At 69.5% G+C, this 21,979-nt stretch carries 23 protein-coding genes; 8 read left to right on the forward strand and 15 right to left on the reverse strand.

Annotation, left to right across the window (positions count from 1 at the left end; genetic code table 11):
• Window positions 1-37: 37 nt before the first annotated feature.
• Together ABZ374_RS41990 and ABZ374_RS41995 are read right to left on the reverse strand one after the other, a co-directional pair.
• Entirely contained in the window at window positions 38-211 is a 174-nt protein-coding gene (locus ABZ374_RS41990; RefSeq protein WP_360322667.1) for a hypothetical protein, read from the reverse strand.
• Between the two features lie 13 nt (window positions 212-224).
• Window positions 225-1,169: a response regulator transcription factor gene (locus ABZ374_RS41995; RefSeq protein ID WP_360322669.1), complete on the reverse strand. Its 945-nt coding sequence runs from the start codon at window positions 1,167-1,169 to the stop codon at window positions 225-227.
• Here ABZ374_RS41995 and ABZ374_RS42000 point away from each other — a divergent pair.
• Both ABZ374_RS42000 and ABZ374_RS42005 read left to right on the forward strand, forming a co-directional pair.
• Window positions 1,091-2,155 carry a hypothetical protein gene (locus ABZ374_RS42000; RefSeq protein ID WP_360322709.1) on the forward strand — a complete coding sequence of 355 codons (1,065 nt, stop codon included), beginning with the start codon at window positions 1,091-1,093 and terminating at the stop codon, window positions 2,153-2,155. The two genes, ABZ374_RS41995 and ABZ374_RS42000, sit on opposite strands and share 79 nt — an antisense overlap.
• Before the next feature lie 72 nt (window positions 2,156-2,227).
• Window positions 2,228-2,743 carry a hypothetical protein gene (locus tag ABZ374_RS42005; RefSeq protein WP_360322671.1) on the forward strand — a complete coding sequence of 172 codons (516 nt, stop codon included), beginning with the start codon at window positions 2,228-2,230 and terminating at the stop codon, window positions 2,741-2,743.
• Here the strand turns inward: ABZ374_RS42005 and ABZ374_RS42010 are convergent.
• The 3 genes from ABZ374_RS42010 to ABZ374_RS42020 all read right to left on the reverse strand — a co-directional run bounded on the left by ABZ374_RS42010 (window position 2,685) and on the right by ABZ374_RS42020 (window position 6,227).
• A complete protein-coding gene (locus tag ABZ374_RS42010) occupies window positions 2,685-3,071 on the reverse strand; it encodes a hypothetical protein (RefSeq protein ID WP_360322673.1) in 387 nt (128 codons plus the stop codon). The two genes, ABZ374_RS42005 and ABZ374_RS42010, sit on opposite strands and share 59 nt — an antisense overlap.
• A gap of 517 nt (window positions 3,072-3,588) precedes the next feature.
• Window positions 3,589-4,614, reverse strand: a complete 1,026-nt coding sequence (locus ABZ374_RS42015; RefSeq protein WP_360322675.1) for a hypothetical protein — start codon at window positions 4,612-4,614, stop codon at window positions 3,589-3,591.
• A 383-nt stretch (window positions 4,615-4,997) separates the two neighbouring features.
• Window positions 4,998-6,227 (reverse strand): hypothetical protein, encoded by a 1,230-nt coding sequence (locus tag ABZ374_RS42020; RefSeq protein ID WP_360322677.1) that lies wholly within the window; start codon window positions 6,225-6,227, stop codon window positions 4,998-5,000.
• A gap of 609 nt (window positions 6,228-6,836) precedes the next feature.
• Between ABZ374_RS42020 and ABZ374_RS42025 the strand changes: the two genes are divergently transcribed.
• From ABZ374_RS42025 to ABZ374_RS42035, 3 genes are all read left to right on the forward strand, one after another.
• Window positions 6,837-7,430, forward strand: a complete 594-nt coding sequence (locus ABZ374_RS42025; RefSeq protein WP_360322679.1) for a DinB family protein — start codon at window positions 6,837-6,839, stop codon at window positions 7,428-7,430.
• A gap of 482 nt (window positions 7,431-7,912) precedes the next feature.
• Complete coding sequence (gene htpX, locus ABZ374_RS42030; RefSeq protein ID WP_360322681.1) at window positions 7,913-8,833, forward strand: zinc metalloprotease HtpX; 921 nt, start codon at window positions 7,913-7,915, stop codon at window positions 8,831-8,833.
• Window positions 8,833-9,393 (forward strand): hypothetical protein, encoded by a 561-nt coding sequence (locus ABZ374_RS42035; protein WP_360322683.1) that lies wholly within the window; start codon window positions 8,833-8,835, stop codon window positions 9,391-9,393. Before htpX ends, ABZ374_RS42035 begins: the two co-directional genes overlap by 1 nt.
• A gap of 409 nt (window positions 9,394-9,802) precedes the next feature.
• Here the strand turns inward: ABZ374_RS42035 and ABZ374_RS42040 are convergent, their stop codons facing one another.
• From ABZ374_RS42040 to ABZ374_RS42085, 10 genes are all read right to left on the reverse strand, one after another.
• Window positions 9,803-10,216 (reverse strand): hypothetical protein, encoded by a 414-nt coding sequence (locus ABZ374_RS42040; protein WP_360322685.1) that lies wholly within the window; start codon window positions 10,214-10,216, stop codon window positions 9,803-9,805.
• A gap of 644 nt (window positions 10,217-10,860) precedes the next feature.
• Window positions 10,861-11,649 (reverse strand): 3-oxoacyl-ACP reductase FabG, encoded by a 789-nt coding sequence (gene fabG / locus ABZ374_RS42045; RefSeq protein ID WP_360322687.1) that lies wholly within the window; start codon window positions 11,647-11,649, stop codon window positions 10,861-10,863.
• Between the two features lie 302 nt (window positions 11,650-11,951).
• Window positions 11,952-13,031 carry a phosphotransferase gene (locus ABZ374_RS42050; protein ID WP_360322689.1) on the reverse strand — a complete coding sequence of 360 codons (1,080 nt, stop codon included), beginning with the start codon at window positions 13,029-13,031 and terminating at the stop codon, window positions 11,952-11,954.
• 61 nt (window positions 13,032-13,092) lie between these two features.
• On the reverse strand, window positions 13,093-13,818 hold the full coding sequence (locus tag ABZ374_RS42055; RefSeq protein WP_360322691.1) for a microcompartment protein: 726 nt from the start codon (window positions 13,816-13,818) through the stop codon (window positions 13,093-13,095).
• Between the two features lie 5 nt (window positions 13,819-13,823).
• On the reverse strand, window positions 13,824-14,111 hold the full coding sequence (locus ABZ374_RS42060) for a BMC domain-containing protein (RefSeq protein ID WP_020555964.1): 288 nt from the start codon (window positions 14,109-14,111) through the stop codon (window positions 13,824-13,826).
• Between the two features lie 20 nt (window positions 14,112-14,131).
• Window positions 14,132-14,392: a EutN/CcmL family microcompartment protein gene (locus tag ABZ374_RS42065; protein WP_360322693.1), complete on the reverse strand. Its 261-nt coding sequence runs from the start codon at window positions 14,390-14,392 to the stop codon at window positions 14,132-14,134.
• Window positions 14,392-14,901, reverse strand: coding sequence for a hypothetical protein (locus tag ABZ374_RS42070; protein WP_360322695.1), 510 nt, complete (start codon window positions 14,899-14,901; stop codon window positions 14,392-14,394). The genes ABZ374_RS42065 and ABZ374_RS42070 overlap by 1 nt, the downstream gene beginning before the upstream one ends.
• On the reverse strand, window positions 14,898-15,503 hold the full coding sequence (locus ABZ374_RS42075; protein ID WP_360322697.1) for a BMC domain-containing protein: 606 nt from the start codon (window positions 15,501-15,503) through the stop codon (window positions 14,898-14,900). The genes ABZ374_RS42070 and ABZ374_RS42075 overlap by 4 nt, the downstream gene beginning before the upstream one ends.
• Window positions 15,496-17,079, reverse strand: a complete 1,584-nt coding sequence (locus tag ABZ374_RS42080) for an aldehyde dehydrogenase family protein (protein ID WP_360322699.1) — start codon at window positions 17,077-17,079, stop codon at window positions 15,496-15,498. Before ABZ374_RS42080 ends, ABZ374_RS42075 begins: the two co-directional genes overlap by 8 nt.
• The gene (locus tag ABZ374_RS42085; protein WP_360322701.1) at window positions 17,076-18,365 is read right to left on the reverse strand and encodes an aminotransferase class III-fold pyridoxal phosphate-dependent enzyme; all 1,290 of its coding nucleotides are present in this window, start codon (window positions 18,363-18,365) and stop codon (window positions 17,076-17,078) included. Before ABZ374_RS42085 ends, ABZ374_RS42080 begins: the two co-directional genes overlap by 4 nt.
• 314 nt (window positions 18,366-18,679) lie before the next feature.
• Here ABZ374_RS42085 and ABZ374_RS42090 point away from each other — a divergent pair, with 314 nt between their 5' ends.
• From ABZ374_RS42090 to ABZ374_RS42100, 3 genes are all read left to right on the forward strand, one after another.
• Complete coding sequence (locus tag ABZ374_RS42090) at window positions 18,680-20,167, forward strand: APC family permease (RefSeq protein WP_360322703.1); 1,488 nt, start codon at window positions 18,680-18,682, stop codon at window positions 20,165-20,167.
• Window positions 20,168-20,252: 85 nt separating this feature from the next.
• Complete coding sequence (locus tag ABZ374_RS42095) at window positions 20,253-21,038, forward strand: GntR family transcriptional regulator (RefSeq protein ID WP_360322705.1); 786 nt, start codon at window positions 20,253-20,255, stop codon at window positions 21,036-21,038.
• A gap of 84 nt (window positions 21,039-21,122) precedes the next feature.
• A complete protein-coding gene (locus ABZ374_RS42100; RefSeq protein ID WP_360322707.1) occupies window positions 21,123-21,911 on the forward strand; it encodes an enoyl-CoA hydratase-related protein in 789 nt (262 codons plus the stop codon).
• The last annotated feature ends 68 nt before the right edge of the window (window positions 21,912-21,979 follow it).

Consider the following 21,979-nt stretch of genomic DNA (forward strand, 5'->3'; position numbering starts at 1 on the left):
GGCGGCGGGGTCCGCGATCCCCGGGCGGGTGGGATGTTCAGTGCGCGAAGGTGCGCCATGCGTCGCGCAGGACGGAGCCTTGCCAGGCGTCCCAGCTGTTCGCCGCCCAATCCTCGGTGAGGAGGAGGGGGCGGGTGAGGACGTGGTTGCCGGCGCGTTGGACGCGGACCGCGACGCCGAGCGCGGCCATTCCCCGTCCCCGCGCCGGCATGCGGCGCGGCGCGCTACGGCGCCGGGCCGGGGCGCGGGCGGGCGGGGGGCGGCTGCGGCACGCGGGCGAAACCGGTCCGGCAGGCGAGGGCGACGAGCTGCGCGCGGTGATGGGCGCCGAGCTTGTGCATGATGCGCTGGACGAAGGTGCGGACGGTGAGCGGGCTGACGAACAGGCGCTCGGCGATCTCGTCGTTGGTCAGGCCCTCGGCCACGCACAGCAGGACCTCCTGCTCGCGGGGGGTGAGCTGGTCCATCTCGCGCGAGGTGGCGAGGGGGCGGTCAGGGCCGGCAACGGCGAGGTAGCGCGTGACCACCGTGTGGGTGCCGAGCGGGGAGAGCACCATGTCGCCGGCTGCGACGGTGCGGATGGCGGCGAGGAACTCGGCGGGGCGGACGCCCTTGCCGAGGAATCCGCTGAACCCCGCGCGCAGGGCGCGGGTGATGTAGTCGTCGGTCTCGAAGGTGGTCAGGATCAGCACGCGGGTGCCATCCAGCTCGGGGTCGGCGGTGATCTGCGCGGCGGCGGACAGCCCGTCCTGGCGGGGCATGCGGATGTCCATGACCACGACGTCGGGTGCGGTGCTGCGGGCCAGACGCACGGCCTGTTCGCCGTCGCCCGCGGTGGCGACGACAATCCGGTGAGCACGGCCACCGCGAGCGGCGGCAGCGAGTGCGCCGGCAGGACGCCCCGGCGCCGCCTCCGCGCCGCCTCGGCATCGGAGTGGACGGGCCGTCCGGGACAGTCCCGAACAGTCCCGAACGGGGTGAAGTGCTTGCGGGTGGTGGTGTGAACACGGCAGCGTCCTCGGCAGGACGAGCGGCAGCGATGGACTTCTCCCTCGTGCCTCACATGACCTTTGAACGCAGAGGAACGCCCATGCGCAAACACTCACGCATTGCTCTGCCGGGCCTGGCAGCGGCCGTGATGATCCTGGTTCCGAGCGGGCCGGAGGCACTGGCGGCCCCGGCAGGAGGCGAGGATGTCACCGTTTACGTCGACCCCGGCGGGTTGTCGCCGGCCGACCTTTCGGGGGATTCGCTTCCGCGGACGGCCGGGAAAACCGGCCTGACTGCGCAGAGTCCGGTCAGGTCCCTGCGTGACGCCCAGGTTGTGCTCGAGGCCAGGCACCCGAAGAACGCGACGATCATGCTCCGCGGCGGCACCTACACGGATGCCGGGGTCGAGTGGGCGCCGGGCATCGCGTCCGGGATCGTCACCGTCAAGGCTCAGCCGGGGACGGGACCCGTCACCTTCGACGGGCGGGCGGCCAAGGACGGGTACTGGACGAAGGTCGGTCCGAAGTCGCCGAAACTGAACTTCCAGGGGCCATACACCGTGCAGCGCTACGGCGACGGCGGGATCAAGGCCACGGGAACCAAGCAGGACGGACCGGTCAAAGGGCTGGTGGTCAACGGGATCACCTTCAAGGAAATCGGCAATGCCTGGGTCAAGGGTGGCAACGGCTACGCCGGCATACACCTGAACTACGTTTCGAAGGCCAAGATCACCAACAACCGGTTCGTCAATCTCGAGAACAAGGAAGTCCCGGGGAACACCCACGGTGTCTATCTCGCCTTCAACCAGACACAGAAGACCCCGGGGAGCAACGGGAATCTGGTGAAGGGAAACACCTTCCAGGTCGTCTCCGGCGACCCGGTCCGCGCCAGCGACGGCAGCAGCGGCAACAAGGTCCAAAACAACGTGTTCAAGAAGGGCCGCGACTTCGAGGGGAAGATCCGAGGGAACGGCAACCACGGGATGTTCACCTACTGGGCGTTCCCGAGGGCAAACATCTGCGGAAGCGGTGGAAACACGTTCTCGGGCAACACCTACAGCGTGAACTACTACAACAAGAAGGCGCCGGCCGTTTCCTCGGGGACGGACACCGGCCGCACGTGCAAGTCCGTCAAGGATACGGGCGGCAACACCTACAAGCCGTAGCATTCCCGACGTACTTCGGTACCCGTACAGGTGAAAGCGTCGACTCAACCCTGATCGCTCTTGTTCCCCCCGATGACGACGCCAGAGGCCCCGCGGGACGTTCCACCGTGCGAGTCGGTGCCCGGCGGGGCCGACTGGCGAGTTCGTGAACGCGCCGATCGGGGCCGTCGAACGCCAAGCGGCGTGCCGATCCTGCCCGTCGACGTCAACCACTCCCACCCCGGCCACACCCTCGAACGAACCACCAGCGGAACCTGGGGCGTGCGCGCGGCCCTGTCCGCGGTACGTGGCATCACCGACCAGGAATGCGCCTGCATCGCCGCCGGCCGCCCCTACACCCTTCCTGACGGACCTGTGGCAACGGGCCGGCCCGATGCTGCGCACTGCCGAACACCCCGCCCGCATCGGCGCCCTCGACGGCCTCCACGACGGGCGCCCGACCCGGCGGGCCCTGCTCCTGTCGCCCGGCGTATCCGCTGTGGTGGGGCGTGCGCGAGGTGGGCCGAGGTGTTCGACGACGGGCCCGGGCTCAGTACGTGTAGATGGCGATGCTCCTGGCCGTGGTGTTCGGCGGGCAGACGAACCTGATCGTGGCCTTCCCGTGCTTGTTCGGGCTCCTGTAGAAGTTGCCGTTGCTGCAGCCGAGGTAGCCGTACCAGTTCGGGTAGTTGCAGGTGATCGTGGCGCGTCGGCCGGAGAACGACTCCCCCGAACAACCACTGGCCTTCGCGGTGGGTGCCTGCGCGGGAAGCGGAGAGGGGGTGGCGGTGCCGGTGGTGGTCTGGCCGGTGGCCTCGTCGACGACCTCGTACTCGATCTCGTCCCCGGAGGGAGCCGCGTGGGCGGTGACCGCGCCGGTGCCCAGGACCAGGGTCGCCGCGGCGAACGCGGTGCCCAACGACGTGCGGAGCCTCATGGGTTGCTGCCTTTCGATTCGACGCCCGGGCCCTTGCGGCCCGGGGGACACGCTCCCAACCTGCCGGCTCCCACACGCCCCGAGGGCCGGGTCGGCGTCGGGTCACCCCAATGGACCAACCATCACGTCGCTCGGCCCTCGCGACGCCCGCCCGGACAGCCGAAACCACCGCCGGACGGCGACTCGTTTCCCCCCGGGGTTTCCGGGGGGCGCGCCCCCGTGCGAACACTTCCCGCGCGTACGGATGGTGCATGGTCGTGGACTGGCTCTGCAGCGATCACGGCCTTGAGTCGCTCGTCGAGGGGTGCGGTTTGCGGGCGGTGATCCGGCGGAGCTGCTGGTTGAGGTGGTGTTCTCGGTGGTGATCCGCTGGACGGCATCCTCGCTCCACGCGGTTCCAAGTCGCGGATCTCACGATGGAGTTCGCCGATGCGGGGGCGTTGGGTGGTGATCCGACAGCACCCGTGCTCGCCGATGGGCGGAGTGCCGAACCGGGCACGGGGCCGTCGTCCCCGAGCTACTGGATGCTCCAGCGGTGCGGATGGTCGGGAGTGGTGGGGCAGGCGAAGACGTTGAGTTCGCCGAAGCGGCCGGCGGTCACCTCGGTGGGCATGGCGCACCGGTGGGCGGGCAGGCGGTCTTCCAGCGGCTTCCAGCTGCGGCTGCCGCCGTCCCACTCCAAGCTGTCGATGGTCAGCAGGAGACGCATCGGTGTTCCGCAGGTCCGGCAATCCATGGGGTATGGGTCGGTGGCGTGCCAGGAGGCGAAGCCGCCGACGCGCCAGCCGGGCGGGATGGACAGGTCGTACTGGTAGCCGGTCGGCCCGGCGGCGCTCTCGTCGGTCGATTGCTCGGCCTCCTCCTGGGCTGCGTCCCAGGCTTCGATCCGGGCGCACAGATCCTCGGGCAGGAAGTCGGGGTCGGCGAACGGGTAGGTGACCACCTGCTCCGGGTGCAGGACGCAGGGCTCGGGAACGAACCCTTCCGATTCGACGACCGGAGGCTGCGGCTGCAATGTCAGCACCTCGCCAACCTCTGACGACCGCCGCCAGCGCAGGTGCAGGGCCAGGTCGTACCGGTCCGGGCCGTGGGCCTTGAAGGGGCACCAGAAAACCTGGAGCAGATCGCAGCCGCCCGGCCCGGTCGGGAGGTCCGGGACATCCCGTCGATACAGCTGGGCCAGGCCGATCATCGGCAGCGGATCCGTTTCCGATGCCTCGGAGATCCGGTGCTCGCGGTGCAGCGCCTTCAGCAGTTCCCGTTCCTCCGGGTCGGGGGCCCGGTTGCGGGCCCACGCGGTGGCCAGTACCCGCCGGTAGCGGTGGATGTCGACCGGGCGCTGGCCGCGCCCGCGGCTATGTGCCTCACTGCACACCGGCCACGGCTCGTTCGCCGGCCACAACATCGGACCACCCACCGAGCCGGCCGAAATCTGCGGGCTGCCCGGACGCGGGTGGAGCCGTGTGGTCGTGCCCCGATAGGCGGCAAGCTCCGGGAAGAGCGCCTCGACATCGATGGGGCGCGGGGGCGTGGTCCTCGTCATGGCAGGGAACGTTAGTCACTCGGCGACCTCGGCCACGAGCACCTCCATCAACGGCTTCGCAGTGCCAGTCATGCGGTCGAAACCCGTGAGCGTTTCGACTCGCCCGCCATGCCCGTTGCCTCCCGAACTGGCGAACGTCCGCTGTCCGTTCTCGCAGACTGCCGGCCGACGTGAACTTGACAGCGGATTTCGCAGGACCAAGTGTCAGCGGTGTTCGGTATCTGTTTGCGATCGCCTTGTCGTCGTGGCCCCACCCGATCGGTGACTCACGGCGAACCGGTCGGACACGTGCTCCTCGAACGGCTCCGCGCCTGCACACCGAGGCCAGGAAGCCGATGTCGCGAGTCCGGGGACCCATTTCATGCCGGCGGCGGACGTCCGGGTCAGCGCCGTGGGGCGGTGATCCCGTCCGCCGCAATCAGCAGGTGCGGTAACGGCCCGGTGAAGTCCGGCAGCAGCGCCAGCGCCACCGCCCACGCCTCGGTGCGGTCGCCCAGGGCAGGCAGGGTCAGCGCGCGCAGGGCCGTACGGGTGTCGGCGTACCGTTCTGTGTCGCGCTGGTCCAGGGCCCGTAGGGCGTTCCTCGCCGGGGCGCCGTGGCGGAGGATGACGGCCGCGGACAGGGTGCCGCGGGTGTGAGCGCGCCTGACGCTCGCGTTGGAACGGTCGTCCCGGAAGACCGGCGAACCCACGATCCGCCCGGTGGCCGGGTCCGCGTCGACCCACTCGGTGACGGGGTGGCGCGACGAGCTCGCGGGCAGGTACGCCCGCAGTTCGAGTGGGCACCCCGGTTGCATGGCCAAGGCCATGCGCACGTACTCGGACCACGGCAGTCTCCGGTGCTCGCGCAGGACGAGGTCCCAGTCCAGTGGACCGCGCGGGGCCAGCAACATCGCCGCGGCGCCGGGGAGGTTCTTCTCGTCGCGCAGCCGTGCGACGACGGCCGGCATGCCCGTGAACTCGTCGAGCGCACGCGTCACCAGCGCGGCGTCGGTCGGTGCGGCGAGGGCCGCAGCCACCGTGTCCGACGGCGTGCCCGTCGCCTGCGGCAGTACGCGCGGCAGCGCGGCGGTGACCGCGGCGGGTCCTGCCGTACGCAGCAGGCTCAGGCAGCCGCGCAGAAGTACGCCCGACAGCCACGGCCGTCTCGCCCCGTGCTCGGCGAGCCGGTCGAACGCCCTGGTGACCACGCGCGGGTCGTCGGACTCGACCAGCACGCAGACGCGTTCGAACAGTGCGTCGCGGCGGCGGATCTGCCGGTGGTCGAGTTCGTTGTACAGGAGTTCGCGGAGCGGCGTCGCGGCCACGACCCGCGTCAGCACCCGCAGCCGCGCCTCACGGGGGGAAGCCGGGTTTGCGAACACCCCTGCGGCGACCGCGGGCTCCGGGGCGCGGGCCAGATCCGACAGCGTCTCCGGTGTCGCACCCGGATTGCCCGCGAGCCACGCCCGCTCGTCGACGTCGCCGTGCGCCACCAGGTACGCCCCGGCGGCCTCTCCCACGCGCGATGGCCTCGCGAACAGTTCCGCCCGCAGCCGCGGATCGATGCGGCGCAATACGGCACCGGTGATCGACGCGGGTGCCTGGTCGAGGAGCAGTGCGAGCGGGTTCACGACCCCAGCCAAGCAGGGCCGCCCGGACCGCCGACCCCCGCCACCCTTGGGCAACTTCGCGGGCGCGGTCGGCAAGCGGTGGTCGGCGCTGCGGTGTCCGGGTCCTCGGCGACGACCCCGGGGCGGTCGTGGCGGGGGAGGTCGAAGAGTTCCGACGCGTCGGGACAACCCATGGCACCCGCACTGACCCGGATCCACTGATATCAGCCGTGTCCAACGCACTGACACTTGCTGTCCAAAACCACTGACATCGTGATCAGGGCGCGTTCGGCGCGGGGACGTTCGTGGTCGTTGCGGCGCATCTCCACTTCGGCGCAATAGAAGGCGCCGACGCCGTGCCCGTGTTCGTGGTCCGGGTCGGGGCGCCATCCGCTCGCGCGTGGCAGCGGCGAAGCCGAAGACACCCGCGACCCGGACGCCGCGCCGGTACCCGAACCCGGACCCTCGCCGAACACGAGAAGACGCAGACGTACCCCGAAGCCGTCGAGACCGCGCACGCCGACTTCGCCGCCCTCCACCAGCGCGACCGCAACCCCAAGTAGTCACTCGGCGCTATACGCCACCCGGCGGTAGCCATACGAGAACAGGGCCATGGCAGGCTCATGCCGCATGATCGATGAATTCGCGAGGGACAACCTGCACGGCAGACTGCGGCGGGACCGCAAGGCGCTGCTCTGGAAACTCGACGGCTTGTCCGAATACGACGCCCGCCGACCTTTGACGGCGACCGGAACCAACCTCCTCGGCCTGGTCAAACACGTGGCCACCGTCGAGGCCAGGTACTTCGGCGAGGTCTTCGACCGCCCTTCCCCGGAACCGCTGCCCCGGTGGCAGGACTCCGACGGCAGCGATCAGTGGGCCGCCGAGGACGAGACCCGCGATCAGATCATCGGGTTCTACCGGCGCACGTGGGAACACTCGGACGCGACGATCAACGAGCTCCCCCTCGACGCCCCCGGCCACGTGCCGTGGTGGCCGGAGACTTATGTCGACACGAACCTGTTCGCCATCATGGTCCACGTCCTCGGCGAGACCAACCGGCACGCCGGGCACGCCGACATCCTGCGCGAGGGCCTCGACGGCCGGACCGGGCTGCGCCCCGAACACGAGCAGCAGATCGACGAGGAAGCCCGGGCAGCCCACTGCGCGAAGATCGAGCAGGCCGCCAAGTCGGCCGCACCAATCAAGGCTTACTGCAGGTGACCACGTCCGGGCGAGGCGGTGTGCCAAGTCCCTCCCACAGTTGGCGTCGGCAAGTCGTCGCAGGCACCACGGCGACGTCTTCTCCTGCGGCCGATGGGCGTCCCACCAGGTCGCGGTGACGGCCTGCGCGCGGGGGAGGGCGTCGGCGATGCCCTCGCGGCGGCGCAACAGCGTCGGGTGGCGGGCCCGGCCGAGGACAACCTGCGGCAGCCCGGGCAGGCTCGGCCGCTCGACGCGAGCAGAGCCACATGCTCCTGCCCGGCGGTCGGGAGCCACATGGCGTGGCGGGCCCAGATCCCGAACGGGACGGCGACCTGCCCGATCCGCATCCGGGCGTGCCGCCCCTCACCCGCCGCCGGCGCGCCTCGCCCGCCGAGCCCGCCGGCGAGGGAGAATCAAAGTAGGACCCGATTCGTTACCTTATTCACCCATCCGGGCCATCCGCGAGGCCCGCCACCAGGTCCCCCACGAGGGAGGAATCGATGACCAGGACCAGCGCCGGCACCCGATTCGCCACCGATCGCGGCTTGGTGCGCCGCATGCTCGTCACCATGTTTCTGCTCGGCCTGCTCTATGTGGTCTTCGTGGGCGCGCTGGTGGTGATGCTCGGCCGGGCCTGGCCGCTCGCGGTCGTGTTGATCGGCGGTCTCTTCGTCGCACAGTTCTGGTTCAGCGACAAACTCGCGGCGTTCGCGATGGGCGCCCGCGAGGTCACCCCCGAGGAGCAGCCGGAACTGCACGGCGTGGTCGATCGGTTGTGCACCCTCGCCGACATGCCCAAGCCACGCGTGGCGGTCGCAGACTCCGATGTGCCCAACGCCTTCGCTACCGGCCGCAACCGGAAGAACACGGTCGTGTGCACCACCACCGGACTGCTCCGCCGCCTGGAGCCGGCCGAGCTGGAAGGCGTCCTGGCGCACGAGCTCTCGCACGTCGCCCACAAGGACGTCGCGGTGATGACGATCGCATCCTTCCTCGGTGTCCTGGCCGGGTTGCTCACCCGCGTCGGTGTGCAGTTCGGCCTCTTCGGCGGGATGCGCCGCGACCAGAACACCGCGGTCCTGATAGGGGTCGTGACCGCGGTGAGCGTGGTGGTGTACACGCTGAGCTTCGTTCTCATCCGGACCCTGTCGCGCTACCGCGAGCTGTGCGCCGACCGTTCGGCTGCGCTGCTCACCGGCCGACCATCCACGCTCGCCTCCGCGCTGACCAAGATCAGCGGCACCATGGCCCGGATCCCGACCCGCGATCTGCGCCGGGCCGAGCCGTTCAACGCGTTCTTCTTCGCGCCGGCCATCGCCTCCAAGGACAGCCTGGCGAACCTGTTCGCGACCCACCCGACGCTCGAACGGCGCCTGGAGCAACTGGGCCGGATCAGCGCGGAACTCGGCGGTGCCGCCTGATGGGGCTGTTCGACTCGGTCTTCGGTCGAAGCAGGCCGGTCAAGCCCGATCTCGACCAATTGTTCGGCTTGCCCTCGGCGGCCATCACCCTGGAGATCGCCGCCGGGTTCCGGCCCACCGGCACCGGGTCGGTCTGCTTCGCCACCGTCGAGGGCGGCGCGTTCGACCAGGTGCTGCGCGACCTGAACGATCTGGTCGACGGGCTTCGGAGCAGCCGGGACGAGTACGGGTACACGTGGCTGCTCGCCGAGCGCTCGCCCGAGGACGTGGGCTCCCTGGTGACCGATCTGCACGCGATCAACATCGCGCTCGAAGACGGCGGTTTCGGTCCGCAACTGCTGTGCTCACTGGCCGCGTTCGGGCATCCCGACGGCCGCCGGCTCGCCTTGGTCTACCTGTACAAGCGCGGCACCTTCTACCCCTTCGCGCCGGTGCCGGGCGTACACGAGAAGCGCGACACCGCGTTGGAGCTCCAGGTCAACGCGGCGGTCACCGACGATCTGCGGCTCGAATCCGACCTGTCCCGGTGGTTTCCGGTCTGGGGTGCGCCGGGTCTGTGACCATACGCCGGGCAGGTCACGTCGCGGTCGCCGCGCCGACGAGCGGGCAGCGTGTTTTCCGGCCCTGAAACAAAAAGTCGCCGCCCCGGGCTCCCAAGCCGCGACCGTGACCGTGACCGCGTGTTCGTCCGGCCGACGGCCCTTCGTGTCGACATCCGGGTGCGACGCTTGCCCGCCATCGGCACCGACAGACCGCCACGAGCAAGCCGACCGGATCGCCCTTTGGCCGGGCCGGATCGACTTCGACACATCCGGACGCGGACGCCACGTGTCGGTGAACCCGATCGCGTCGCGGAAGTCGGTGGGACGACGACCATCTTTGGCCGCCGTAGCGCGCGTGTCGGCGGGCAGCGGGTCACCAGACCGTTCTCCGGCGGCCCGGGCAACGCCCGCCGACCGACGGCGTTTGCTACTCCGGTTGGGTTACCGTCAGCGCCCATCGCAGTGCCTGTGCCGAGGCGTCGACCCCCACGGTGAAGGACCCCGACCGCACGATGCCCGGATCCATGGTCGCCGAGTTCATGCCGATGGCGCCGGCGGGGCAATCCACGGTGAACGCGGCCACCTCCGCGTCCCGGGAGTGCATCGTCACTGCCACGCTGCCGCCGCCCTCACAGGCGACGGTGAGTATGGTCGGCAGTTGTTCCCAGGCGCCCCCTGATACGACACCACCGTCCCCCGTGCTCTCCTCCACCCACACCAGACCATCCGGCCCGGGGTGGGGGAGTAAGCCTCCGATCGCTGTTGCGGGTGTGGCTCCCATGCCCGACAGCGCCAAAGCCGCCAGCATCGCCGCGGGTACGGTCTTCCTCACACGTGACATCTTTGCTCCTCGGCAGGTGTCATGGAGCGAACAGTCTTGCGCACGGCGAGCACCGCGCACGAGTCACCCGCCGCCCCTCGGCCGGCGACTCGTCGAGCGGCACGACCCGTACGGCAACTTCGAGGAGTGCGCCGGTGCAACGAAGACGTAGCCGAACGGGACCGGACTCGCGGGGCTCGGCCTTTTCGGCGGCCCCGGTGGTGGTCGGCCGGTCGGTGCAGATCACCGCGTCGGCCGGACCCGGGGACACCCGAGTTGTCGCACCACGACACCGCTGTCACAGACCCGGTAACAAGGTCACGAGAAGGAACGACAACCACCCCACCCGCCTCGCCCGACACCCCGACAACACCACGCGACGATGCGCAGCCTGGTGTCGAGTTCCACCCCGGCCGCTCGACCTCCTCGCCGAACGCGACTCCGACGGCCACTCGGACGGCGTTCCTGTTGTGCTGCCGGCCCACCGCCGAGCCGACCCGCCCGGCTCCGACACCCGCTCCCACCACCCACACCACGACCATCGCCGGGTGGGCGGAGGCCGGTGGCGCGGTCGGGCGGCATGGAGCCGGGCGGGCGTGCACGGGTGGCGGCCCGGTGCCGGGCGGGCCGTTGGTTGTGTTCGTCAGGCGTTTGTCAGACGTTCGTCAGGCGCCGGCGGTGGTGATCGCGTCCAGCGACTCGGCGAGCACTTGGCCGCCGTCGACGATCAGCCCCTGGCCGGTGATGAACCCGGCGTGTTCGGAGGCCAGGAACAACGCCGCGTGGCCGATCTCCTCGCTCGTCGCGAGCCTGCCCATCGGAATGGACCGGGCCATGTCGCGGACGTAGTCGGGACCGAGTTCCGTTACGCCCTCGGTGAGGACGTTGCCGGGGAGCAACGCGTTGATCGTGATGCCCTGGGGGGCCAACTCCAGGGCTGCGGCCCGCACAAAGCCCATTTGTCCGGCTTTGCTGGCCGCGTAGTGGCTCCAGCCGGGGTAGCCGGTGACGGGTCCGGTGATGGACGAGGTGACCACGACGCGACCGTACGAGCTGCTCCGCAAGGCGGGTAGGAAGGCCGTCACGGTGAGCATGGTGCCACGCAGGTTGACGTCGAAGACTTCGTCGATGCGCTCGGCGGTGAGGTCGGTCAGCCGAGCGTTGGGGAAGATGCCCGCATTGCAGCAGACGACGTCGACACCACCCAGCGCCTCGACCGCGTCGTCGGCGAGCCGCGAGATCGCCGCCGGGTCGCCGACGTCCGCCGCGATGCCGATGACTTTCCCACCGGTGGCGGTGAGTTCCGTCGCGGTCGCGTGGACGTCGGCGGCGTTGCGGCCGGTGATGACCACGTGGGCTCCGGATCGGGCGAAGACGGCGGCGATTCCTTTGCCGATGCCCTTCGAGCCGCCGGTGACGACGACACGGCGGCCGTCCACGGATGGGAGTGTCATGAATGCTCCTGGGGTGTTTGGGGTGGTTTTGGTCGGATGGTCTTGTCGTCGCTGGCTTGTCCGGAAGCAGCCGTTCGACTCCCGGCGCGATTGTTCCGCATCCGGGCGGTTCACGGCTTGCGATGGCACGAGGTCCGGGACGTCTGTGCCCCCTGACGTATCAGCCGGCGACAGTGCGTGCTTCACGCCGTCGGTCGGCTACGTAGGCCGACTGCCGAGTCGCCTCCGATCAGTCGGCGAGGAGGAGAGGGCGACGACGCCCGGATGAGAGTCGGGCCCAGGCGCCGGCGGCATGGACTCGATCAATCCGCGGTGCCGAGGTCGATGGTTGTCGGCCGGCGGGCGCGCCACCATCGGTTTTGTGTACCGAGGTATCGGTCCGCGAGTTCGGCGCTCGCGCGTGTGAACCCCGCGCCCTTGGCCCGCGCGAGGTCGGTATCGGGGTGCGAGCCCAGCCAGGCGACGACCATCAGGCGTCGAAGCATGATGAAGGTGGGGATCTCGTTCTCGTCTTCGGTGGTGAGCGCGCGGACCCGCCGGTAGCCGGTGAGCCAGCTGTCGATGAGGTCGGGGACCTGCGGGGTGTCTTCGAGGAAGGTGAGGGCGGCGGCCAAGTCGTAGAGGAACCAGCCGGAACCGCAGTCGTCGAAATCGATCACGGCGGTCCGGTCGCCGTGCACGAGAAGGTTGGCCAGCCGGAGGTCGGCGTGGATCAACCCGAATCGGCTCGCGCGGGTTCCGTATCGCCGCAACCGTTGTTGGATGATCGCTTCCGTGTCCGCGAGCACCCGGCGGACCTCGCCGGTGGCGCCGGGCCCGTCCCGCCACCGTCCCCAGTGCGCGCGCGTGCCGAGCGTCGTGGCGAGGTCCCAGCGCATCCGCGTGAACCCGGCGGGAGGCGTCCACGTTTCGGCGTGCCGGTGCAGGTGCGCGGTGATTTCTCCCAGCCGTTCGAACTGCGGAGCGGGCACGTTCTCGTCCGGAGCGTCACCGGGGATGAGGTGAAAGAGGACGGCATGGCGCCGCTGCCCCCCGGCGGTGAGCGGCTCGACGCCGACAACGAGGCGGCCGTCCAGAGTAGGAATCGGCTCCGGGGTGGCGATCTCGGTGTCGTTGCGGAGTGCCTCGACCCAGGCCAGTTCGGACCGGATCTCGGCGGCCGAGTGGTAGTCGGGGCGGTGCACACGCAGGATGCGTGGGGCCGAGCCCGGCCCGGCGTGCACGCGATAGGTCGCGTTCTCCGAGAGGTTCAGCAGTTCGAGCGGGGTGTCGCGGTCGATGCCGTAGGCGGGCAGGACACGGCGTGCCAGGGAGTCGTACGGTTCAGCGGAGACGGCACCGGGTGTGTCGTCGCGGTCGAACCCGGGTCTTTCGGGGGACATGCCTTCTCCTGGGGCGCGGGCAGTCGGAGGGTCGGTGGAGTCTGGGGACTGGGTCGTCGGTTCAGTGGTCACGTCCTTCGATGGCCGAAAGTGCCACGTCGATCGCGTGGCGTGCCGTGGTGACCCCTTCCAGGGTGCCGCTGATGTAGACGCGTCCGGCGGCGCCGATCATCTGCACGTCGACCAGGGTGTTCTTCGGCGCCGCGCGTTCCGCCTCGTTCGCCGCCAGGGCCGCGTACAGGGCGGGGGTCATCTCCATCACCAGCAGCGTCTGCCCCGGCAGGATCATGGATGCCTGTCGGGTGCGGTTCAAGATGACCGCGTGCTGGTCGGTGACGTTCTCGATCACGTCGGTGTACAACACGCGGGGCTTGAGCTGGTCGGACGGGGCGCGGCCGATCCCGGCCTGGATGGCGGCGCCGGCGCGCTCCAGATCATCGGTGTTCTTGGTGTGCAGTTCAAGGATGCCGAACTGGCGTTCCACGAAGAGCAGCCCGGGCTCCGCGGCGGGCACCGCCTTGAGCGCCAGGTCGATGACACGCTCGATGGCCAGCCCCGGGGCCACTTCGATGATCAGGGCGTGGTCGCCTTCCAGAGGCGGATAGCCGCGCGCTCGAGTGGGGGTCCCCAAGTACGCGGCGAACTGCCGCTGAAGGCTGCGCAGGGTCAGGTGTACGCGGAGTTCGGTCGGCGGCGCGGCGGACTGGGCCGGTGTGCGGTCCTGTGCCGCCGCGCGGGGGCGCCGCCGTGGGGCGCCCGCCGTCGGCTCGTCGGAGGTGGTTGTCATGGCGCTCAGCCGTTGGTGGTTCCGCCACCGTTGAAGTGTCGGTTCACTTCGGGGTGGGGGCGGGGGATGACGTGGACGGAGACGAGTTCGCCGACCTGGGCGGCGGTGTCCGCACCGGCGTCGGCGGCGGCCTTGACGGCGCCGACGTCGCCGTTGATGACGACTGCGACCAGGCCGTCGCCGACCTCCTCGCGGCTGATGATGGTCACGTTCGCGGCCTTGACCATGGCGTCTGCGGCGGCGAACGCCGCGACGTAGCCGCGGGTTTCGATCATTCCGATGGCGTCGGACATGAGGGTCCCAACTTTCGTGTTCAGGAGTTGCGGTGGGTGGTGGAAGTCTCGTCGACGGATCCGATGATCAAGGCGTCGATCGGGGCGTTGTCGGGGAACCGGCGGGCGGCGCTCATGCCTTGGGCCACGAGTACGCGTTCCCCGACGCCGGTTCCCAGGACGTCGAACGCGATGATCAGCTCCGGCGGTGCGTCGAATTCCACGGTCAGGAACGCGCCCGACGGGACGCCGGCGACGCGTCGGGTCGACCAGACGGATCCGGTGACGGTGCCGATGCGCATCAGGCCTCCTCCCGGTCGATCCGAACGCCGAGCCTGCGGGCCGTGTCCCGCCCCAAGGGGGTGATGACGGCGCGGGGGCCGGCGACGATGTGTTGTCCGGCGGCAGCCGCCGCGGTGACCACGGCCTCGCCGACGGCGCCACGCTCGATCCGATGGACGCCCTGTGTCTGTGCAGGCTCGGCATTGTCGGTACGGGCAGGGTCACCGTTGTCGAGCCGGAACCGGATCCTGCGGTCGTCGAGGGCTGCGCGTCCCCCGGGTGTTGCGGCGAGATCGAGCAGCAGTCGTACGAAACTCGCGAGGTCCGCGTCGTCCCGAAGTACCACGGGGCGGTTGTCCGGCTCGACGGTGGTCGGTGCGGCGGCGGGAGAAGGCGGTGAACTCTCGTGATTCGGTGCGGCGGTCAATTCGGCGACCGCTTCGCGGACCGCCTCGGCGACGAGGCCGCGCAGTTGGTCCCATGAGGTCCCGACGGTCGACAAGCCGATGGCCGGCGGCGTGCTGTTCATGGCCTGGCCCGCACGGCTTCGCGCGCGGCCTCCGCGGCCATGCGGACGTCGGATTCGGTGCCGCTGAGGTAGACGCGCCCGGTGGCGCCCATCATGCGGTAGTCCACGACCTTGATGTCGGCGGCCTTCTCGGCTTGGTTCGTGGCGAGGATCGCGTACGCCGCCGGGGTGACTTCGAGGGTGAAGAGTGACTCGCCCGGCAGGACCATCGAGCCGGACTTGTTCCGGTTGATCAGGAAGGCGTGCCGTGGATCGATACTCGTGATGGTCTTGTCGGCCAGGATGGTCGGGGTGGGCACGGCGGACGGATCCGCGCCCAGTGCCTGCAGGATGGCGTCGGCGGCCGAGCGCACGGCGTCCGTGGATCGTGAGTGGATTTCGAGGTAGCCGAACTGCCGCTCGACGACCAGGATGCCGGCCTGAACATCGGCGTATTTCAGTGCGACGTCGGTCAGCGGCTCGATGTCCAGGCCGGGGGCGACTTCGATGATCTGCGCCGACATGTTGGTGCGGGGCAGGCTGCCTCGCACGAACGTGCCGAGATAGCACATGGTCTGTGGCTGGAGTTGATCGATGAAGATGAACGAGCGCAGTTCAGCCATGGTGGGCTCCCAGCACGCTTTGCAGCTCGGTGCGGACGAGCCGGCGGATTTCTTCGCGCAGCAGGTCGAGTTCCTGACGGCCCACCCGGCTGTCGGGAATCTGGGCCGCACCACCCGGCCGGGCGGTGTCGCGTGTGGCCGTGCGTGCCGCGGGCGACGTGGGCCGGGCGGTCCACGGCTGGAGGCCGGTGAAGTCGTCGAACGCGACGTCGGCGTCACGGTTGTACGCGACACGTGTGTACTGCACGAGGTGGCGGGGTTCGAGGTTCTCGCCGAGCGAGCTGCGGCCCACGAACCCGGTGCCGATGGTCATCGTCGGTGCGAGGTTGGTCTCGAATCCCGAGCTGCCCAGGCTGGCGCCGACGTTGACGCTGATGCGCATGGCTTCCACGTTCGCTCCGAACGCCATGATGGCGGCGCGATCGCTGCTGTGGATGGCGGCGGAGTGTCCGCGTCCGCCCCGGCGCAGCAGCAGCCGAGCCAGCCGGATGCCGTGGGCCGCGTCGGATACCGGGTGGAATCCCAGGACGGGGCAGAGCTTTTCCTGTGTGAGGGGTTCTTCGAAGGGGCGCTCGAACGGCGCGACGAGCACACGCTTGCCCGGGCGGATGCGGAATCCGGCCTGCTCGGCGATCCAGGCGGCGTCCCGGCCGATGGCGGCGGTGCGGAGGCGGCCCTCGGGGTAGAGCCAGGCCCTCAGGCGGTCGCGCTCGACCGGGTCGCACACATGCGCGCCGGCCTTGTCGAGTGCGCGCAACAGGTCCGCCGCTATGGAGTCTTCGGCCAGCAGCACCGATTCGTTGGTGCACAGCAGGGAGTTGTCGAACGCCTTGCTGGCGACGATGCGTTGGGCAGCCGCGACGAGGTCCGCCGTGGCGTCGACGAGCACGGGCACATTGCCGGGCCCGACGCCGAGGGCGGGGTTCCCCGAGCCGTAGGCGGCACGCACCATGGGCGTTCCCCCGGTCGCCAGCACGATGCTGCAGCCGGGATCGGTGATGAGGGCGTCCACCAGGGGGATCGTCGGTTCGTCGACGACCTGGACGACGTCGGCGGGTGCTCCCGCCGCCACGGCCGCCGCATGGAGCGTGCGGGCGGCGTCCGCGCTGGCAGCCTTGGCCGCGGGGTGCGGGCTGATGACGATGGCGTTCCGTGTCATCAGGGCGAGCATGACCTTGAAGTAGACGGTCGACACCGGGTTGGTCGACGGTGTCAGCGCGACGACGACGCCGGCGGGGCGGGGGACTTCAAGGATCTTGGCGTCCGCGTCGTGGCGGGCGCTGACGTGGTCTTCGTCTCCGTAGCGCGCCAGGAGACCCAGCGAGCACGCCTCGTTCTTGGTGATCTTGTCCGCGACCACGCCGAACCCGGTTTCCCGCACCGCCCACTCGGCGTAGCGGGCAGCGTTGTCGTGCCCGGCCTGCGCGGCGGCTCGAACGATGCGGTCGACCCGGGCGCGGTCGAATGAGGCGAATTCGTCGGCCGCCCACCGCGCGCGCTCCAGCAGGGTTCGAGCCTGTGCGGCCGGATCCGGGCCCCAAGCCGTCGCGCGGGCCTGGGCCGGCTGGGCGCTCACGCGGCCTGCCCGGAGGCGACGCGTGCGGCGTTGCGGGCTTGGCCGACTGCCGTATGGAGGCGTTCGAGCAGGTCGTCGACGAGTTCAGGAGACATGAGCAACCCCGGCTTGAACTGGAGGACACGGGTGTCGAGCGTGGAGAAGATGGCCCAGACGCCGTTCTCGTACAGCGCTCGCATGACGAGTTGGGCGCCCACGGGGTGGTCGAATTCCAGGCCGATCACCAAGCCGTTCTGTCGGATGCCGACGAAGAAGTCCGGATGATCGGACCGGATGTCGGCCAGGCCGCGGTCCAGACGGGCCGCGATCGAGGCGACGGTCGCCTTGGTCTGGGGGCGCCCGCAGATCTCCAGGACCTTGATGGCGACGATGCAGCCGAGTTCGGCCCCGCCGAAGGTCGAGATGTGGCCGAAGCCGTCCTCGTCCAGCCAGCCCGCGACCTTGTCGGCGACGATGACCGCGCCCAGGGGGTAGAGGCCTCCCGCGGTGCCCTTGCTCGTGACCAGGATGTCCGGCGAGACTCCGGCCTTGTAGATGCCCCACATCTCGCCCGTGCGCATCAGCCCGGTCTGCACCTCGTCGGCGATGTAGACGGTCCCGTACCGTTCGCACAGGTCCTTGACCCCGGCGAGGTATCCCGGCTCGGGCATCACGAAGCCGTAGGTGGCCGGCACCGTCTCCACCAGGACCGCGGCGACGTCGCCGCCCCGCAGCGCCGACTCCATCGCGGACAGGTCGTTGAAGTCGACCTGGGGAAATTGGGACGGCTCGTCGACCAGGAACAATCGTGAGAACCGCGGGTTGCCGGCGTTGACGGCGAGTCCGGTGTGGCCGTGGAACGCGTTTTGGATGGACACGATCTTGCGGCGCTTGGTGGCGTGCCGGGCGGTCTTGAGCGCGATGTCGATCGCCTCGCCTCCGCCGGCGGCGAAGATGACCTTGCCCATGGTGCCGTCGCAGGTGGCGAGCAGGCGTTCCGCCAGCGCGGTGCGGGCGACCGACGCGAAGTGGTGGTTCCCCACGTCGTAATGGGTCATCGCCTCGTTCATGGCCGCGACCAGTTCGGGGTGTCGGTGGCCGAGGCTGTAGGTGCCGCCGTTGAGGTGGGCGTCGATCAGTTTTCGGCCGTCGGCGTCCCAGAGGTGGTAGCCGTCCCGGCGGTCGATGACGAGGTCGACGCCCTGGTCCAGCCAGAACTGCGTCTTGCCGGGGTTCCATGCGGCGCGGGAGCGATCGAAGAAGTCGTCTCTCGACGCGTAGGAGACGAAGCCGTAGTCGCGCATCATCACTCCTTCCTCGATCGGCGGACCGCGTCCAGGCCGTCGTTTTGGTTCATACCGTATGTGTACCGATTGGCTTAACGGTTGTCAACGCTACCAACAACTCAACCGTATGCCGCGAAAGTCTTGCCCGACCTTGCGCACCGGTGGCACCATCGCCGATACCCCCCTGATGAATCTTCGCAAAACGCAGTATTTGCCAGAGGGACTCCGTCGCAGGCGACCAAAATGCCGACCGTATCCTCTGAAAGGTCGATGCAATGACAGATATTGGTTCGAGAACGACGCCTCCCACACCCGAGCATGACCCGCAAGAACACATGCAGCGGCTGCGGCCCAACGCGGTCGGTCTCGTGGCCGTGGTGTTCATGGCCGTCGCCACCGCGGCACCCATCAGCGCGATGGTCGGCAACGTGCCGGTGGCCGTGGGTTTCGGCAACGGCACCGGCGCTCCCGCCGGCTATCTCGTGGCCACCATCGTGCTCACCGTCTTCGCCGTGGGCTACGTGGCCATGGCGCGGCACATCACCGCGGCAGGCGCGTTCTACGGCTTCGTCTCGCACGGGCTCGGCCAAGTCGCGGGCATGTGCGCAGGACTGCTCGCCACGGTCGCCTACATCGTGTTCGAGGCGTCGCTGACCGGCCTGTTCGCCTATTTCGCGAAGCAGACCGTGGCCGACCTCTTCGGCGTTTCCCTGCCCTGGCTCTTCTACGCGTTGCTCATGCTTGCGCTCAACGCCGTGCTGTCGCACTTCGACATCAACCTGACCAGCAAGGTCCTCGGCCTCGCCCTGGTCTCGGAGGTACTCATCCTCACCGCGCTCGCCGTGGCGATACTCGTGGACGGAGGCGGCCCGGACGGCTTCGTACCGCAGGCGATCAACCCCCTGAACGCCTTCGACGCCGCCTCGGGAGTCGCCGGCGCAAGCGTCGGCCTCGGCCTGTTCATGGCCTTCTGGTCGTGGGTCGGCTTCGAGTCGACCGCGATGTACGGCGAGGAGTCCCGCGACCCCAAGCGCATCGTCCCCATCGCCACCATGGTGGTGGTCGTCGGCGTCGGGATCTTCTACGTCTTCGTCTCCTGGATGGTCGTGGCCGCCAACGGTCTCGACGAGTCGGTGCGCATAGCCGGCGGCGGCTCCCCGGCCGAACTGCTCTTCGGACCGACGCGCGTCCTGCTCGGCGACTGGGCGGTGACCCTCTTCCAAATCCTGCTCGTCACCGGCTCGTTCGCCTGCGGCATGGCGTTCCACAACTGCGCGGCCAGATACCTGTACGCCATCGGTCGGGAAGACATCGTGCCCGGCACTCGGCGCACCCTCGGCGCCACACACGCGAAACACGGCTCGCCCCACGTCGCCAGCTACGTCCAGTGCGGGATCGCCGCGACGCTGGTCCTGGGCTTCGCGCTGGCCGGCAAGGACCCCTACCTCGACCTCTTCGTCGTCCTGTCCGTCCTGGGAACGATGGCCATCCTCATCGTCCAGATCCTCAGCTCCGCAGCCGTCATCGGCTACTTCCACGTGCGGCGGATGCACCCCGAGACCGCCCACCCGCTCCGCACGTTCGCGGCGCCACTGCTGGGCGGCATCGCGATGATCTACGTGGTGATCCTGCTCTTCCAAAACCTTGACACGGCGGGCGGCGCCGCGTCACAGACCACGATCTTTCGGATGATCCCCTACCTCGTGCTCGGTGTCGCCGTGCTCGGCGTCGTCCTCGCGCTCTACACGAAGGTCCGGGCACCCGAACGGTTCGCGCTGATCGGCCGCGTGGTGCTCGAGGAATCCTCGGAGCGAGAGGCCTGACACTCGCATCCGGTTCCGTCGGCGACCGCACGGCCGTTGGGGGTACCGAAGGCAACCGAATCCGGAAATGGTGTAAACCATAGTTGTGTCCATCGAACATGACGAAGCTTCAGCCCCGACGCCCGGCACCGCCGAGGACGTACGCCGCCGCATCCTCGAGCAGCTCCGCAACGGCCTGCTCCGACCCGGAGACAAGCTCGGCGGAGAACGCGACCTCGCCCAGCAGTACGGCGTCAGCCGATCCACCCTGCGGCACGCACTCGACGCCCTGCAGCAAAGCGGCGTCGTGCGCCGTGTGCCCGGCCGCGGCGGCGGCACATTCGTCAGCCACGGCAAAGCCGAACGCAACCTCTCCGCAGCCGTCGGCGTGCCGGCCTACCTGCGCCGACAGGGCTTCGAAGCCGGCACCAACGTCCTGTCCACCGCGATGCGCGGGGCGGACAAGGACACCGCCCGCCGGCTCCGCCTGTCGTCCGGCGACCTTGTGTTCGACCTGGTACGCCTTCGTCTCGCCGACGGCCGGCCGATCAGCCTCGAGCACGCACAACTCGTCGCCGATTACTTCCCCGGCCTCCTCGAACGCCCCCTCGGCGGATCCGTGTACGAGCTCATCGCCGAGCACTATGGCGTCACACCCGCCGACGTCACCGAGGAGATCGAGGTCGTCGCCGCCACCGCGGACGAAGCCCGGGTGCTGGAGGTCGAGCCGGGCGCGCCACTGATCTCCGTCGTCCGGGTGGCGGCGGACCGCCACGGTGGCAGCTTCGAGTTGTCCCACGATCTGTTCCGCGCGGACCGGACCCGCATGACCATCCACACCCAGTTGCGCGACGCCCAGGACGAAGGCGGGCTGCGCATCCAAGCGACCTGACCATCCATCACGCGCGGCAGCGCCGCGCCCTTCGAAATGAACGAGTTGGCTCGCCAAGCGCCATCGCGACCCAGGAGTACGGCCATGACCGAGTTCGTCCGATACGAGTGCGTGGACGCCATAGCCACGGTGACCATTGATCGACCAGCCGCCCTCAACGCCTTGGACAACGCGACGAAGGTGGCATTGCGCAATGCCCTGGCCCGGGCTGCCGGCGATGCGGACGTGCGGGCGGTCGTGCTCGCCGGCGCCGGACGCGCCTTCAGTGTGGGGCAGGACCTCCGGCAGCACCGTGAACAGCTCAACCGCAGCGCCCAGGCGGCCTTCGCCACCGTCGCCGAGCACTACAACCCCCTGGTCATGGCCCTGACCACCATGCGCAAGCCGGTGATCGCGGCCGTCAACGGTGTGGCCGCAGGCGCCGGCGCGGCACTCGCCTTCGCCTGCGACTTCCGCATCCTCGCCGAGACCACGACGTTGAACCTGGCGTTCGCGGGCATCGGGCTCGCCGCCGACTCGGGAGCGTCATGGACCCTGCCCAGGCTTGTGGGGCACGCTCGGGCGATCGAGTTGTTGATGCTGTCCGAGACGATTTCGGCGTCGCAGGCGTTGGAGCTGGGACTTGCCAACCGGATCGTGCCGGCCGAAGACGTCGCAACGGCGGCAAACGACCTCGCCCGACGCTTGGCGGCGGGGCCGACCGTGGCGTTCGCCGCGATCAAGGAGGCGCTGGCGTGCTCGGCCACGCTACCGATTGCGAGTGCGCTCGCCAAGGAGAGCGCCCTTCAGCTCCGTGTCGGCAAGTCCGCGGACCACCGAGAAGCGGTGGACGCATTCCTGAACAAGACGCAGCCGCGGTTCACAGGGCGTTGACGGACGTGTCCCGGGTCCTCCGGCTTGGTGAAGGCGACCCGCGAGCGGAAGTCGTCCCACCAGCGGAG

This window comes from Embleya sp. NPDC005971 (genome assembly GCF_040629175.1).
GTDB lineage: Bacteria > Actinomycetota > Actinomycetes > Streptomycetales > Streptomycetaceae > Embleya.

What these genes read in the sequence shown, in the direction of transcription:
- ABZ374_RS41990 (WP_360322667.1), bottom strand. Translation starts at nt 211, where the DNA reads ATGCCGGCGCGGGGACGGGGAATGGCCGCGCTCGGCGTCGCGGTCCGC.
- ABZ374_RS42000 (WP_360322709.1), top strand. Translation starts at nt 1,091, where the DNA reads ATGCGCAAACACTCACGCATTGCTCTGCCGGGCCTGGCAGCGGCCGTG.
- ABZ374_RS42005 (WP_360322671.1), top strand. Translation starts at nt 2,228, where the DNA reads ATGACGACGCCAGAGGCCCCGCGGGACGTTCCACCGTGCGAGTCGGTG.
- ABZ374_RS42010 (WP_360322673.1), bottom strand. Translation starts at nt 3,071, where the DNA reads ATGAGGCTCCGCACGTCGTTGGGCACCGCGTTCGCCGCGGCGACCCTG.
- ABZ374_RS42015 (WP_360322675.1), bottom strand. Translation starts at nt 4,614, where the DNA reads ATGACGAGGACCACGCCCCCGCGCCCCATCGATGTCGAGGCGCTCTTC.
- ABZ374_RS42025 (WP_360322679.1), top strand. Translation starts at nt 6,837, where the DNA reads ATGATCGATGAATTCGCGAGGGACAACCTGCACGGCAGACTGCGGCGG.
- htpX (WP_360322681.1), top strand. Translation starts at nt 7,913, where the DNA reads ATGACCAGGACCAGCGCCGGCACCCGATTCGCCACCGATCGCGGCTTG.
- ABZ374_RS42035 (WP_360322683.1), top strand. Translation starts at nt 8,833, where the DNA reads ATGGGGCTGTTCGACTCGGTCTTCGGTCGAAGCAGGCCGGTCAAGCCC.
- ABZ374_RS42040 (WP_360322685.1), bottom strand. Translation starts at nt 10,216, where the DNA reads ATGTCACGTGTGAGGAAGACCGTACCCGCGGCGATGCTGGCGGCTTTG.
- fabG (WP_360322687.1), bottom strand. Translation starts at nt 11,649, where the DNA reads ATGACACTCCCATCCGTGGACGGCCGCCGTGTCGTCGTCACCGGCGGC.
- ABZ374_RS42050 (WP_360322689.1), bottom strand. Translation starts at nt 13,031, where the DNA reads ATGTCCCCCGAAAGACCCGGGTTCGACCGCGACGACACACCCGGTGCC.
- ABZ374_RS42055 (WP_360322691.1), bottom strand. Translation starts at nt 13,818, where the DNA reads ATGACAACCACCTCCGACGAGCCGACGGCGGGCGCCCCACGGCGGCGC.
- ABZ374_RS42060 (WP_020555964.1), bottom strand. Translation starts at nt 14,111, where the DNA reads ATGTCCGACGCCATCGGAATGATCGAAACCCGCGGCTACGTCGCGGCG.
- ABZ374_RS42065 (WP_360322693.1), bottom strand. Translation starts at nt 14,392, where the DNA reads ATGCGCATCGGCACCGTCACCGGATCCGTCTGGTCGACCCGACGCGTC.
- ABZ374_RS42070 (WP_360322695.1), bottom strand. Translation starts at nt 14,901, where the DNA reads ATGAACAGCACGCCGCCGGCCATCGGCTTGTCGACCGTCGGGACCTCA.
- ABZ374_RS42075 (WP_360322697.1), bottom strand. Translation starts at nt 15,503, where the DNA reads ATGGCTGAACTGCGCTCGTTCATCTTCATCGATCAACTCCAGCCACAG.
- ABZ374_RS42085 (WP_360322701.1), bottom strand. Translation starts at nt 18,365, where the DNA reads ATGATGCGCGACTACGGCTTCGTCTCCTACGCGTCGAGAGACGACTTC.
- ABZ374_RS42090 (WP_360322703.1), top strand. Translation starts at nt 18,680, where the DNA reads ATGCAGCGGCTGCGGCCCAACGCGGTCGGTCTCGTGGCCGTGGTGTTC.
- ABZ374_RS42100 (WP_360322707.1), top strand. Translation starts at nt 21,123, where the DNA reads ATGACCGAGTTCGTCCGATACGAGTGCGTGGACGCCATAGCCACGGTG.